At 71.3% G+C, this 12,276-nt stretch carries 15 protein-coding genes; 8 read left to right on the top strand and 7 right to left on the bottom strand.

Features of this window, described 5'->3' with window-relative positions; genetic code table 11:
- Positions 1-22 precede the first annotated feature (22 nt).
- Positions 23-847, bottom strand: coding sequence for a helix-turn-helix transcriptional regulator (locus AB0N27_RS19780; protein WP_364372128.1), 825 nt, complete (start codon positions 845-847; stop codon positions 23-25).
- 171 nt (positions 848-1,018) lie between these two features.
- Here AB0N27_RS19780 and AB0N27_RS19775 point away from each other — a divergent pair, with 171 nt between their 5' ends.
- From AB0N27_RS19775 to AB0N27_RS19765, 3 genes are read left to right on the top strand one after another with little or no spacing between them, the layout of a single operon-like run.
- The gene (locus tag AB0N27_RS19775) at positions 1,019-1,660 is read left to right on the top strand and encodes a GPP34 family phosphoprotein (protein WP_364371506.1); all 642 of its coding nucleotides are present in this window, start codon (positions 1,019-1,021) and stop codon (positions 1,658-1,660) included.
- A gap of 48 nt (positions 1,661-1,708) precedes the next feature.
- On the top strand, positions 1,709-3,223 hold the full coding sequence (locus tag AB0N27_RS19770; protein ID WP_364371503.1) for an APC family permease: 1,515 nt from the start codon (positions 1,709-1,711) through the stop codon (positions 3,221-3,223).
- Positions 3,220-3,810, top strand: a complete 591-nt coding sequence (locus AB0N27_RS19765) for a GNAT family N-acetyltransferase (protein WP_364371500.1) — start codon at positions 3,220-3,222, stop codon at positions 3,808-3,810. Before AB0N27_RS19770 ends, AB0N27_RS19765 begins: the two co-directional genes overlap by 4 nt.
- Before the next feature lie 90 nt (positions 3,811-3,900).
- On the opposite strand, the gene AB0N27_RS19760 is transcribed toward AB0N27_RS19765, so the two are convergent.
- A complete protein-coding gene (locus AB0N27_RS19760) occupies positions 3,901-4,725 on the bottom strand; it encodes a SigB/SigF/SigG family RNA polymerase sigma factor (RefSeq protein ID WP_364371497.1) in 825 nt (274 codons plus the stop codon).
- A 366-nt stretch (positions 4,726-5,091) separates the two neighbouring features.
- Between AB0N27_RS19760 and AB0N27_RS19755 the strand changes: the two genes are divergently transcribed.
- On the top strand, positions 5,092-5,847 hold the full coding sequence (locus tag AB0N27_RS19755; RefSeq protein WP_364371494.1) for a hypothetical protein: 756 nt from the start codon (positions 5,092-5,094) through the stop codon (positions 5,845-5,847).
- Here AB0N27_RS19755 and AB0N27_RS19750 read toward each other — a convergent pair.
- On the bottom strand, positions 5,796-7,385 hold the full coding sequence (locus AB0N27_RS19750; RefSeq protein ID WP_364371491.1) for a phospholipase D-like domain-containing protein: 1,590 nt from the start codon (positions 7,383-7,385) through the stop codon (positions 5,796-5,798). The two genes, AB0N27_RS19755 and AB0N27_RS19750, sit on opposite strands and share 52 nt — an antisense overlap.
- A 132-nt stretch (positions 7,386-7,517) precedes the next feature.
- Between AB0N27_RS19750 and AB0N27_RS19745 the strand changes: the two genes are divergently transcribed.
- Positions 7,518-7,646: a hypothetical protein gene (locus AB0N27_RS19745; protein WP_255421212.1), complete on the top strand. Its 129-nt coding sequence runs from the start codon at positions 7,518-7,520 to the stop codon at positions 7,644-7,646.
- A 61-nt stretch (positions 7,647-7,707) separates the two neighbouring features.
- Here the strand turns inward: AB0N27_RS19745 and AB0N27_RS19740 are convergent, their stop codons facing one another.
- Together AB0N27_RS19740 and AB0N27_RS19735 are read right to left on the bottom strand one after the other, a co-directional pair.
- Positions 7,708-8,694 (bottom strand): pirin family protein, encoded by a 987-nt coding sequence (locus tag AB0N27_RS19740; RefSeq protein WP_364371487.1) that lies wholly within the window; start codon positions 8,692-8,694, stop codon positions 7,708-7,710.
- Between the two features lie 10 nt (positions 8,695-8,704).
- Positions 8,705-9,187, bottom strand: a complete 483-nt coding sequence (locus AB0N27_RS19735; RefSeq protein WP_364371484.1) for a MarR family transcriptional regulator — start codon at positions 9,185-9,187, stop codon at positions 8,705-8,707.
- Between the two features lie 157 nt (positions 9,188-9,344).
- Here AB0N27_RS19735 and AB0N27_RS19730 point away from each other — a divergent pair, with 157 nt between their 5' ends.
- Complete coding sequence (locus tag AB0N27_RS19730) at positions 9,345-9,878, top strand: GNAT family N-acetyltransferase (protein WP_364371481.1); 534 nt, start codon at positions 9,345-9,347, stop codon at positions 9,876-9,878.
- 11 nt (positions 9,879-9,889) lie between these two features.
- On the opposite strand, the gene AB0N27_RS19725 is transcribed toward AB0N27_RS19730, so the two are convergent.
- Positions 9,890-10,378, bottom strand: coding sequence for an FBP domain-containing protein (locus tag AB0N27_RS19725; RefSeq protein ID WP_364371478.1), 489 nt, complete (start codon positions 10,376-10,378; stop codon positions 9,890-9,892).
- Between the two features lie 48 nt (positions 10,379-10,426).
- On the opposite strand from AB0N27_RS19725, the gene AB0N27_RS19720 reads away from it, so the two are divergent.
- Positions 10,427-10,993, top strand: a complete 567-nt coding sequence (locus AB0N27_RS19720; RefSeq protein ID WP_364371475.1) for a WHG domain-containing protein — start codon at positions 10,427-10,429, stop codon at positions 10,991-10,993.
- A 9-nt stretch (positions 10,994-11,002) separates the two neighbouring features.
- Positions 11,003-11,590, top strand: a complete 588-nt coding sequence (locus AB0N27_RS19715) for a DUF1684 domain-containing protein (RefSeq protein WP_364371472.1) — start codon at positions 11,003-11,005, stop codon at positions 11,588-11,590.
- A gap of 47 nt (positions 11,591-11,637) precedes the next feature.
- On the opposite strand, the gene AB0N27_RS19710 is transcribed toward AB0N27_RS19715, so the two are convergent.
- A complete protein-coding gene (locus AB0N27_RS19710; protein WP_364371470.1) occupies positions 11,638-12,222 on the bottom strand; it encodes a general stress protein in 585 nt (194 codons plus the stop codon).
- Between the last annotated feature and the right edge of the window lie 54 nt (positions 12,223-12,276).

Here is a 12,276-nt window from a genome sequence, read left to right as displayed (position 1 = left end):
CGTCGGCGTGCCGCAGACGCGGTCACGCAAAGTTACGAGAAGCCTGCTCCAGACGGGTCAACGACGCCGTCGGATCGAGTGCCATCCGGCACAGCTTCTCGTGCAGAAGGCTATACCCGAGCACTTGATCGGCATCCTCCAGAGCCAGTCCCATCGTGAGGTTATCCAGGTAAACCACTGAGGCGTCGGCGGTGTCGGCGAAGTTGAGGATCACGTACGGGGTGCTCATCGCCGGGTGCCCGCCGGCAGCGAACGGAAGTACCTGAATTGTTACGTTGGGTAGTTGAGCGATTCGACTCATGTGGGCCACCTGTTCGGCCATCACGGCGGCGCCGCCGACCGGGCGCAGCAGGACCGCCTCGTTGAGCACTACCGACAGGTGGACGGGGTCGTCGCGGCGCAGCACCTCCTGCCGGCGCAGCCGTGCGGCGACCTTGCGTTCCAGGCCGTCCTCGCCCGCGGTGCGCCGGTAGATCTCCCGCGCGTACGCCTCGGTCTGCAGGAGCCCGGGCACCGACTCTGCCTCGTACGTGCGCAGCGCCGCCGCCTCGGCCTCCAGTCCCACGTAGAACTCGAACCACTCGGGCAGCACGTCGCTGTAGTTCTGCCACCAGCCGCGCTGCTGGGCGCCGCGGGCGATCTCGATCAACGCCTCGGCGTCCGCTCCGGTCACCTGGTAGAGGGCCAGGGCCGCGCGTACGTCGCGTGGCTTGATGCCGATCTGCGCGGTCTCGATGCGGGAGAGGTTGCTCTTGGACATGTCGAGCTGACGGGCCGCCACATCGAGGGTCATCCCCGCGCGTTCCCGTAGCTGGCGGAGCTCCCGGGCGATGCGTCGACGGCGCACTGTCGGGCTGGCGGTTGGTCGGATGGCGGGGGTGGCGGTCACCGTCCGAGTCTGACATGACGAGAACCCCAGGTCGCGCCTGTACGGAGTGCAACTTTCAAATCTGGGAGTTGCATTGCAGTAGCTCTGGGTGCATCCTTTCCCGGTTGCGATCACTGTGGACATACATCCTTGCGGGAGGACCGTTTGCTCATCGCCGACGAGTTCTTCCTGATCGCCCACAACGACAGTCGTGGCAAGGCCAAACTGCACCCGGCGGCGACCGGCCTCGGGTTGGCCGCAGGCCTTCTCGGTGAGCTGATCCTGTACGGCCACATCACTGTCTCCGGCGGACAGGTGAGCGTCGTCGACAGGCGTCCCCCGTCCGACGCGCTGGCACACACGGTCCTCGACCAGCTGATCGGCGAGGCCCACCACCAGGCGGTGAACACCTGGCTCAGCTTCCTGTCGCAGAGCGCCACGACCTCGGTGGGGGAGCGGCTGGCCCGCGCCGGGGTGCTCCGCCGCCAGGAGAGCCGCCGACTGCTGCGGACGTCGGTCAGCTACCTGCCGATCGACCTCAACGCGGTGGCCTGGCCGGCCACCCGGTTGCGGGCGCTGCTGGACCGACCGGATCCGCCGAGCGTGCCGGACGCGCTGCTGCTCGGGCTGGTCGTGGCGGCCGGGCTGACCCGCGAGGTGCTGTGGAGCGCCGGTCCCCGCGCCCACCACCGGTTGAACGTTCTCATCCCCGCGCTGCCGGCGCCCCTGAAGGAACTCGTCGGGCACACCGAGGCCGCCGTCGGCGCCGCGGTGCTGCGCGGCTTCCCCTGACCCACCCGGTAACCCCCTGTCCCTCCCCTCGACAACCGGAGTAGTCGTATGCCCCCGACATCGACAGTCGACCGACCCAGCAACGTCTCCGAAGCCCTCGCCCGGGGTCGCCTCGGCGTCCCCTCGGTCATCTTCTTCGTGCTCTCGGCGGCCGCGCCGCTGACCGTGGTCGCCGGTGTGGTCACCACCGGCTACGGCGTCATCGGTGTGACAGGTATCCCGCTGGCCTTCCTCGTGGTCGCCGCCGTGCTCGGCCTGTTCTCGGTCGGCTACGTGGCGATGTCCCGCCGGGTGGAGAACGCCGGCGCCTTCTACGCCTACATCTCCCGTGGCCTCGGCCGACCGGCAGGTGTGGGTGCCGCCTGGGTGGCGCTCCTGGCGTACAACGCGTTGCAGGTCGGGCTGTACGGCACCATCGGCGTCGCCGCCGAGCCGGTGCTGGACCGGATCTTCGGCGGCCACCCGCACTGGTCGATCGTCGCCCTGGTGGCGTGGGCGCTTGTCGGCCTGCTCGGTCTGCTCCGGGTCGACATCAACGGCCTCGTGCTGGCCGCGCTGCTGGTCGCCGAGATCGTGGTGATCCTCGTCTTCGACCTCGGTCAGCTCGGCAACCCGGCCGACGGTCAGGTCAGCTTCGCCGCCCTGTCGCCGGACAACCTCTTCGTGCCGGGGGTGGGCGCCGTGCTGGTGCTGGCGATCCTCGGGTTCGTGGGCTTCGAGTCCGCTGTGGTCTTCAGCGAGGAGAGCAAGGACCCGAAGCGGACCGTGCCGCTGGCCACCTACCTGTCGGTGGCGATCATCGCCGGGCTGTACGCGCTGTCGTCCTGGACGATGACCGTCGCCGTCGGACCGGACCGGATCGTCGCCGAGGCCGGCGAGCAGAGCGTGGGCCTGATCTTCAACCTGGCTGCCGCGCAGCTCGGTGACACCGCTGTCACCATCGGCCAGGTGCTCTTCCTGACCTCGGTGCTGGCCGCGATGATCTCCTTCCACAACACGACGGCGCGCTACACGTTCGCCCTGGGCCGCGAACGGGTGCTGCCGGCGGTGTTCGGGCAGACCTCGCCGCGCTCCGGCGCGCCCCGGGCCGCCTCCCTGGCGCAGAGCGCCCTCGGCCTGCTGGTCATCCTGCTGTACGCGGCGAACGGCTGGGACCCGGTGGTCCAGCTCTTCTTCTGGGGCGGCACCACGGGCGGCTTCGGCGTGCTGCTGCTGATCGCCACCACCTCGGTGGCGGTGATCGCCTACTTCGCCCGCTCCGGCGGCGCCGGCGAGAACATCTGGCGGCGGGCCATCGCCCCCGCCCTGGCGACGATCGCCCTCCTCGTGATCATCTGGTTGGCCGTGTCGAACTTCGCGAACCTGCTCGGCGTCGAGCCGGACTCCACCCTGCGCTGGGCGCTGCCTGCCGTGTACCCGGTGGCGGCCGCGCTTGGCGTGATCTGGGGGCTGGTGCTGCGCGCCAGCCGCCCCGACACGTACGCCCGGATCGGGCTCGGCGCGGCGAGCGCCGCAGCCGCCGTGACGGCGGACGCGCCGGCCAGCGTGGAGGTGACGCGGTGAGCGTACGCATCGACCGGCTCGGGCCGCCGGACACCGCGCTGGTGGCCGGTCTGATCGCCGAGGCGTTCACCGCCCTGGAGGTGACGTCCTGGCTGGTGCCCGACGCGAGCAAGCGTGAGGCGGTCCTGGCCGGGAACTTCGAGATCCTGGTGGGGCACGCGATGCGCCACGGCATGGTGTACGCCACGGCCGAGCGCACCTCGGTCGCTGTGTGGTTCCCGTCGGTGGGGGAAGAGCTTCCCCCACCGGAGGACTACGACGCCCGGCTCGCCGCCGCGTGCGGCGAGTGGACCGACCGGTTCCGCCACCTCGACGACCTGTTCGCGGCGAACCACCCGCACCCGGACCACCACCACCTGGCGTTCCTGGCGACGCGGCCGGATCGGCAGGGGCGCGGGCTGGGCACCGCGCTGCTGGAGCACCACCACGCGTGGCTGGACGCCAACGCGATGCCGGCGTACCTGGAGGCGAGCAGTCCGCGTAGCCGGGACCTGTACGCGAAGCACGGCTACCGGGCCGGTGAGCCGTTCCGGGTGCCCGACGGCACGCCGTTCTGGCCGATGTGGCGCGAACCGATCGGTAGCTGACCGAAGGTGTCACGTCGGCGTGACACCTTCCGTGTGTGACGCGAAGCGGGGCCGGGTCCAGCTGGACCCGGCCCCGCTTCGTCAGGCGTTCTAGTACGTGCCGTCGAGCTGGCCGCGCAGCTTGGTCAGCGCCCGGGCCAGCAGCCGGGAGACGTGCATCTGCGAGACGCCGATCTGATCGGCGATCTGCGACTGGGTCAGGTTGCCGTAGAACCGCAGCGTGAGGATCTTCTGCTCGCGCTCGTCGAGGGTGGCGAGCGCGGGGCCGAGGGCCACTCGCAGCTCGGCCAGCTCGAACTCGTTGTCCTCACCGCCGAGCATGTCGCCCAGCTCGGTGGCCCGGTCGCCGTCGCCGGTCGGGGTGGACAGCGACACCGCGTTGTACGCGCGGGCGCCCTCCAGGCCCTCCAGGACCTCTTCCTCGCTGAGCTTGAGGTGGGCGGCGATGTCGGCGACCGTCGGCGAGCGGCCGAGGGTCTGCAGCAGCGAGCTGTTGGCGTCCGAGATGGCCAGCCGCAGCTCCTGGAGGCGGCGGGGCACCCGGATGTCCCAGGTGCGGTCGCGGAAGTGCCGCTTGAGCTCACCGATGATGGTGGGGATGGCGTACCCGGCGAAGTCGACGCCGCGCGTCGGGTCGAACTTGTCGATGGCCTTGATGAGGCCGACGGCGGCGGTCTGGGCCAGGTCGTCGGTCGGCTCGCCCCGCCCGCTGTAGCGGTGGGCGAGGTGGTTCGCCAGGGGCAGCCAGGCCTCGATCGCCCGGTCGCGCAGCGCGGCGCGGGACGGGTGGTTGGCCGGCAGTGCCGCCATGGCGTTGAGCAGGTCGGCGGCGCTGTCGGTGAGCGCGCGCGGGTCCAGCTTGGTGGTGCTCCGGACAGCGGTGCTCGGCTGCTCGGTGATCGTTGGCGCGGTCATGGGTGGTCCTCCCTGCACCTCGTCCGCGGACAAAAGACGTGACGCTTTTTGGTTTAGCTTCGTATGGGCCGTTCGGGACTCACCTTAGCCTGATCGTCTCGCCGAAATCCAGCCGAAAGGCTGATGTACTTATGTGATTTTCAATCACGAAACACCCAAGTCGGGCGGAAGTCCGGGGGAGTGTGAGGTCTCTTACCTGTTTCCGGCCACCCGGTCGCCCGACAGGCGTCGAGCCGATCGGTCAACCCCGACCACCGGACGGTCAACAGGAAATCCGACAACGGGCCAGGTGTGTCGCCTATCCGTCCTTGTCCCGCCGGTGGGACCGGCCGTAGCGTCGCTGTACACACCCGGTTCGGAGGCACCATGCTCGATCCAGCCGCTCCCCAGCTCGTCGTGAACAGTCGCACGCTCTACTTCAGCTGGCTGCCGGCGGATCCGGACGCGGTGGCCGCCCTGGTACCGGCGGGGCTGCGCCCCCGCGCCGACCGTCAGGTGTTCCTCAACCAGTACGTCGTCGACGACGAGACGCAGACCTCCGGCTTCGGCGCGTACTCGCTCACGTACCTCGGTGTGTCGCTGGCCGGCGTGGACGCGCCCGGAGGGCTCAACCCGGGCGGCTGGTGGACCCACTACGTGGCCTCCAGCCGACTCGTGCGGGAGTACGCCGCCGCCCGTGGCGCCCCGACGTTCGCCGGTCGCACCCACATCGAGGTCGACGGCGAGGATCTGTGCTCCGAGACCGAGATCGACGGTGTGCCGCTGGTCCGGGCCCGCTGCCGGGTGGGGGAGACCGGGCATGTGATCAGCAGCGGGCACCACCGCTACTTCACCAGGCGCGACGGTCAGCTCCTCAGCTCGGTCTACCCGTTCGTGGCCGAGCCGGTCGCGCCGTTCGAGATCGAATCGGTGGAGTTTCTCCAGCCCGGGCACCCGCTGTACGCGCTACGACCGGACAACCCGCTGACCATCGGCTTCGGCTACTTCTCCCCGCGCTCCTCGTTCGCGTACCCCGGGGGGCTTACCGTGCATCCCGGCTCGACCGGCATGCCGGAGCCGGTCCGGACGGTTCACCAGGTGCCCGCCAGTCTGGCCCGCAGCGGCCTGCCGTCCGGGTCGTAGACCAACCGGTACGCCGGCAGCGCCCAGGCGCGGGTGTACCACGGCAGCCGCTCGGGTCGGTGCGGGCGCAGCCGCCCGGGTGGGCGTTCACCCACCTGGCCGTCGTCGTACCACTGTTGCAGGGCGTCGGCGGCGGCCGTGATCGCCGCGACGGCGTCGGCGGGGTCGAGCAGGTCGGCGTCGTCCCGGCCGTCCGGGTCGCGGTCCAGGTGCTCGCGCCAGAGCCGCAGTCGCAGGTCCCGGGCGAAGACCCGCGCCCCGTCGCCCCGCCCGGCCGGGTCGGTGGGCTCCCGCTCGTCGCGGGTGTCGTCGAGCACGGCGCAGGACAGCTCACTGTCGTGCGTCCAGGACCGGCGGTTGAAGTTGTCGCTGCCGACGCTGGCCCAGACGTCGTCGATCACGCAGACCTTGGCGTGCACGTAGACCGGCTCGCCGGCGTGGTTCTCCACGTCGAACACGTGCACCCGGTCCGGTGCGGCCCGCTCGCACAGCGACAGCGCCTGCTCCCGGCCGACCATGTTCGGCGGCAGCGCCAGCCGGCCGTCCACGTCCGGGTGCCGGGGTACGACGGCGACCAGGTGCAGCTCGGGGTTGTCCCGGAGCGCCCGCGCGAAAAGGTCCGCGACCTCTGTCGACCAGAGGTACTGGTCCTCCAGGTAGATGAGCTGGCGTGCCCGGTGGACCGCCTTGGTGTAGCCCCGGGCGACGGTCCGTTCCCCGTCCGGCGCGAACGAGTAGCGGGGCCGGACGGCGGGATAGGTCCGCAGCACCTGGATGTGGTGCGGTCCGCAGGCGGGCGGGTCGGCGGGCTGCTCGGGCAGCGGGTCGGGCGTGAGGTCGGCGCCGCGCAGCCGGTCCCGCAGGTACGCCATCGGGTTCTCCGAGTCCAGTGGCATCGGGTCGGTCCAGCGTTCCCGGAACACGGTGTCCAGGGCGCCGACCACCGGGCCGCGTACCGCGAGCTGCACGTCGTGCCAGGGCGGGTGGGGACCGTACCGGGGCGACATCTGCACCGGCTGTGGGTCGCCGTGGTGGGCGGCGTCGTCGCGGCGGCTGTGGCACAGGTCGATCCCGCCGGCGAACGCGATGTCCCGCTCCGGGGCGTTCGGGTGCCGCAGCACCACGAGCTTCTGGTGGTGTGAGCCGCCGCGGCGGACCCGCTGGTCGAGCAGCACCTCGCCGCCGGCCGCGGAGACGGCCTCGCTGAGGTTGCGGTTCTCCGCCTCGCTGTAGGCGAGCACGTCGAGGTGGGAGCGCCAGATCAGCCCCTTGACCACCACGCCGCGCTGCGCGGCCTGGGCGAAGAGCTGGGCGACGGTAGGGCCGTCCGGTCGCAGCCGCTGGTCCGGGTCGCCCCGCCAGTCCGTGAAGAACAGGTGGTCACCGGCGGTAAGCGCCTGCACCTCGTCGACCAGCCGGTCGAAGTACGCCGCGCCGTGAATCAACGGCTCGGCGAGGTTTCCGCTGGTCCAGACGGGTAACCCAGAGACCGGGTTGGCCCGTTCCCGCGCGGTGAGGAACCAGTCCTGCAACGGCACCGTCCAGCCCCCCGGAGGTCGACAACGTCCTCACGGTAGGACCCGCGGCGCGGGTTCGCACCCCGGCCGGGCGCACCGGTGACCTGGCCAACGCCATCGACGACGATGTGACACCAACGAGGAGGCCGCACTATGCCCCGCGAGACGACGAATCCCGTGACCGAGTACCGCGAGCCGGCGGTGGAGAGCGAACGGGGTGCGCTGGTAGCGGTGTTGGTGATGGTGATTCTCGGTGTCGCTGGGATATTCGCGGTCTCGTGAGGCGGCGCCGGCGCCCCGGTGACACAGGGGCGCCGGCGCCGGTCTCAGCCGGTCGCGAGGGTCAGGGCCGGGCGCCCTGCCCGCCGGTGTGCGGCAGCCGCCCGGTCGGGATCACGCCGAGCCGGCCGGCCTTGAAGTCCTCGAACGCCTGGAGCAGCTCGTCCCGGGTGTTCATCACGAACGGGCCGTACTGCGCCACGGGCTCCCGGATCGGCTGGCCGCCCATGATGTAGAGGTCCAGCGCCGGGGTGTTGCTGTCCTGCGCGGTGTCCGCGCTGAACCGCAGCGCGTCGCCCGCGCCGTGCACCGCGAGCTGACCGGTCCGCACCGGCCGACGGTCCGTGCCGACGGTGCCACGGCCGCCGAGCACGTAGACCAGGGCGTTGAACTCCGGCTGCCAGGGCAGGTCGACCTGCGCGCCCGGCTGGACGGTGACGTGGGTGATGGTGATCGGCGTGAAGGTCGACCCCGGACCGCGGTGCCCGGCGATCTCACCGGCGATGACCCGGATCAGCGCGCCGCCGTCCCCGGTGGTGAGCAGCGCCGACTCCCGACCCCGGATGTCCTGGTAGCGGGGCGGGTTCATCTTGGCCGAGCGGGGCAGGTTGACCCAGAGCTGGGTGCCGTGGAACAGGCCGCCGCTCATCACCAGGTGCTCCGGCGGGGCCTCGATGTGGAGCAGGCCGCTGCCGGCCGTCATCCACTGGGTGTCCCCGTCGGTGATGGTGCCGCCGCCGCCCTGCGAGTCCTGGTGGTCGAAGACGCCGTCGATGATGTACGTCACGGTCTCGAAGCCGCGGTGGGGATGCCACGGGGTGCCCTTCGGCTCGCCCGGCGCGTAGTCCACCTCACCCATCTGGTCGAGGTGGATGAACGGGTCCAGGTCGGTGGTCGAGACCCCGGCGAAGGCCCGGCGGACGGGGAAGCCCTCGCCCTCGAACCCGCTGGGGGCCGTGGTGACCGTGCGGACCGGGCGGAATCTGGTGGTCTCGTCGAGGCGCGGGAGGCGGGGCAGGACGAGAACGTCGTCGACGGTGATGGCGGGCATCGCGGGGCTCCTAACTGGTGGCGTGGGTGGTCGGCGCGGGGCAGGCCGCCCGCAGGCGGTCGCCGAGCCGGCCGAAGACCCGGGTGAGGCAGGCGACCTCGTCGTCGTCGAGGTCGTCCATCAGGTGGGTACGCACCGACGCCAGATGGTGGGGTGCGGCCTCGGACAGGGTGAGCAGCCCGGCGGCGGTGAGGACCGCCTCGCTGCCGCGTCGGTCGTCCGGGCAGGGCTCCTTGCTGACGAGGCCGCGACGCTGCATGGAGGTGATCTGGTACGTCAGTCGGCTCGGCGAGAAGATCAGTCGGCTGGCCAGCTCGCCCATGCGCAGCCGTTGGCCCGGCGCCTCGGAGAGCACGACGAGCACGTGGTAGTCGGCGAAGCTCAGGCCGCTGTCGACACGTAGGTCCTCTTCCAGCTGGGTGTAGAGACGCTGGCTGGCCTCGATGTAGGCGCGCCAGGCCGCCTCTCGGGTGCTGTCCAGGCTCTCTGTCACGCCCCCGACGGTAGCACTCTTTCAAAATTTAAGTACCGCCCCTGACCGTCGTCTGGGTCACAGGGCACGCTCGGCGGGAGGAAGTCGTGCAGGTTTGAAGGACGTGGACGGAAATCGGGCGGCGGCCCGGTCCGGCCATGTGCCAGACTCCGCCCTCGTGGAACACGTGGAACTCGCCGCCGCCGACCTGCTGCTGCGCCCCTGGCGCGACGCGGACGCCCCCGCCGTCCGTGGCGCCCTGCGCGACCCGGCCATCGCCCAGTGGAACCCGCAGTCCGCGGGCCCGGTCGACGACGAGTACGCGCTGCTCTGGGTGCGTCGCCGGGCCGACTGGTCCGCCGGTGACCACGCCTCCCTGGCGGTCACCGCGGCGGACGGCGGTGACCTGCTGGGCTCGGTGTCCCTGCACCACATCCACCACGGCGACGCGTCGATCGGGTACTGGACGATGCCGTCGGCGCGCGGACGCGGGGTGGCGGCCCGCGCCGTCGTCCGGCTCACCGAGTGGGCGTTCACCGACCTGCGGCTGCACCGCGTGGAGCTGTGTCACGCGGTGGCCAACCCGGCGTCCTGCCGGGTCGCCGACCGGGCCGGCTACGCCGCCGAGGGCACACTGCGCGAGTCGTACCAGTACGGCGACGGGCGCCGCTACGACGAGCACCTGCACGCCCGCCTGGCCACCGACCGCTGATCAGCGAACCGTCACTCGGTGATCCTGCGCAGGAACGCGCTGAGGTGGCTCCTCGTCCGCTCGATCTTCTCCGGCACGGTCAGGGTCTCGTAGACGCGGGGCCCGGCGTGCTTCTTGCCCCGCAGGTAGAGCGAGCAGGCCAGGTCGGAGCAGATGTACGCGCCCACGGAGTTGCCCTGCCGCCCGTCGGGTCCGGCCTTGCGGGCGGTCATCAGCGAGACGCCGTCACCTGTGTGCGTGGTCAGGCAGAGCGAGCACATGCTGCGCCGGACCCGCCCGGTCTGCTGGGGCGCGACGCGCAACGCCACGCCGACCAGTCCGTTGTCGGCCTCGGTGACGAGGTAGGCCCGCTGTGGCGCGGACGGGTCCCGCCAGCCGAGGAAGTCGAGGTCGTCCCAGGGGCGGAACTCGAGATCGTTCGGTACGGCCAGTCGCTTCGCCTCGCCCTGGGTCGTGTTGACGAAGGAGGCGCGGATGGCAGACTCGGTGGGGACTAACATAGGGTCCAGCCTAGTCGCCCTAGGCAAAAAACTAGAGGAGTGTGGCGGATGGCACGTGCGGGGGTGACCGCCGAGCGGCTGACCCTGGCCGCGGCGGAGCTGGCCGACGAGATCGGCATGGAGAACGTCACTGTCGCCGCGCTCGCCCGCCAGTTCGGCGTCAAGGACGCGAGCCTGTACTTCCACATCCGTAACGCCCACGACCTGCGGGTGCGGGTGGCCCTGCTGGCGCTCTCCGAACTGGCCGACCGGGTGGCCTCGGCGCTTGCCGGCCGCGCCGGCAAGGACGCCCTGGTGGCCTTCGCCAACGCGTACCGCGCCTACGCGATGGAACACCCGGGCCGGTACGCCGCCATGCAGATCGACCTCGACCCCGAGACGGCGGCCGCCAGCGCCGGCGTCCGGCACGCGGAGATGACCCGGGCCATCCTGCGCGGATACCGCCTGGCCGAGCCGGACCAGACCGACGCGGTACGGATGATGCACAGCACCTTCCACGGATTCGTGAGCCTGGAGAAGACCGGGGGATTCCGGCACACCCCGCGCAGCACCGACGAGTCCTGGGCGCGCACCCTGGACGCCCTGGACGCCGTCCTGAGCAACTGGCCGGCATAGGCTCGGGGCGTGGACGATCTGGAACTGGCCGACTGGCGCGAGCGGGTGGCCCGGCTCTACCTCTCCGACGTCGACCTGGCCGGCTTCCGTGCCGGCCGCGACGACCTCTTCGCCACCCACCCGCAGAGCCCGATCCCGGCCGCGGAGCGTCAGGGGTTCTCCGGAGTGCGCTACTACCCGCCCAACCCCGATGCCGTGGTCGAGGCGCCGCTGCGGCCGGCAAGCGGAGAGCTTCGGGTCGACACCGGCGGGCCGGACGGCGTCGTCGCGTACCGCCGGATCGCGGTGGCCGAGACGCCGTGGGGGCCGCTGACCCTCTGGTGGATCGAGGCGTACGGGGGTGGACTGTTCGTGCCGCTGCGCGACGCCACGTGCGGCCCCGAGACCTACGGCGGTGGGCGCTACCTCACCGACACCGTGAAGGGCACCTTCGGCCGGGGCGTCGAGCTGCTGCCCGGTGACCGGGTCCGCCTCGACGCCAACTACCTCTACAACCCGAGCTGCGCGTACGACGACCGTTGGGCCTGCCCGCTCGCGCCGCCGGAGAACCGCGTCGACGTGCCACTGCGGGCCGGCGAACTGGCGTACCACGGCTGACGGCCGCCCCGGCGTGGGGCCGGGACGGCCGGTCGGACCGTGACCACTCAGGCGTTGGCGGGGCGGTTGCCCATCCCCATCCGACCCAGCAGCTGCCGGGCCTGGTCCGCGAGCTGCGCGTCGACGGTCACCGCGTACTGGCCGGCACGCAGCGAACTGGCGGAGGTGAAGTCCCGCCGCCCACCAGTCATCGCGTGCGCGACAGCGCCGAACACGGCGCCCCAGATCGCACCGATGACCAGGCCGACCAGGATCACCGCCAGCCAGTTGCCGACCGTGAAGATGCCGAACAACAGGCCGATGAACAGCCCGAACCAGGCGCCGGTTCCGGCGCCGAGCAGAGCCGCCCGTCCGGTGGTCATCCGCCCCAGCACCGTCTCCACAAGGGTGAGGTTGGTGCCGATGATGGCACTGTGCTCCACCGGGAAGCGGTTGTCGGCGAGATGGTCCACCACCCGCTGCGCGGACGGATAGTCCGGATACGAGCCGATCGTGACGGTCGGCGGGCCGGTCTGCGGACCGTTCCCGTCACCTGCCGGTGGCGCCAGGCGACCGGCCGGTCCGGTTGGAAGCAGGTCGCCACCCTGTGTGCCGGGCCGCCAGTTGGCGGCCGGACCCGAAGCTGACGTCATGAGCATCCTCCCTCGGTCAGCGTCCCGGGTTCCCGCCGATGCCGAGCGGTAACG

Origin of the sequence: Micromonospora sp. NPDC093244, from assembly GCF_040683695.1 — a bacterium.
Lineage (GTDB): Bacteria > Actinomycetota > Actinomycetes > Mycobacteriales > Micromonosporaceae > Micromonospora.
Note: the sequence above shows the minus strand (reverse complement) of the source record. Positions and strands in the feature narration are given on the sequence as shown.

Coding starts and splice junctions, on each gene's coding strand:
- AB0N27_RS19770 (WP_364371503.1), top strand. CDS start 1,709: ATGCCCCCGACATCGACAGTCGACCGACCCAGCAACGTCTCCGAAGCC.
- AB0N27_RS19760 (WP_364371497.1), bottom strand. CDS start 4,725: ATGACCGCGCCAACGATCACCGAGCAGCCGAGCACCGCTGTCCGGAGC.
- AB0N27_RS19755 (WP_364371494.1), top strand. CDS start 5,092: ATGCTCGATCCAGCCGCTCCCCAGCTCGTCGTGAACAGTCGCACGCTC.
- AB0N27_RS19745 (WP_255421212.1), top strand. CDS start 7,518: ATGCCCCGCGAGACGACGAATCCCGTGACCGAGTACCGCGAGCCGGCG.
- AB0N27_RS19740 (WP_364371487.1), bottom strand. CDS start 8,694: ATGCCCGCCATCACCGTCGACGACGTTCTCGTCCTGCCCCGCCTCCCG.
- AB0N27_RS19725 (WP_364371478.1), bottom strand. CDS start 10,378: ATGTTAGTCCCCACCGAGTCTGCCATCCGCGCCTCCTTCGTCAACACG.
- AB0N27_RS19720 (WP_364371475.1), top strand. CDS start 10,427: ATGGCACGTGCGGGGGTGACCGCCGAGCGGCTGACCCTGGCCGCGGCG.
- AB0N27_RS19710 (WP_364371470.1), bottom strand. CDS start 12,222: ATGACGTCAGCTTCGGGTCCGGCCGCCAACTGGCGGCCCGGCACACAG.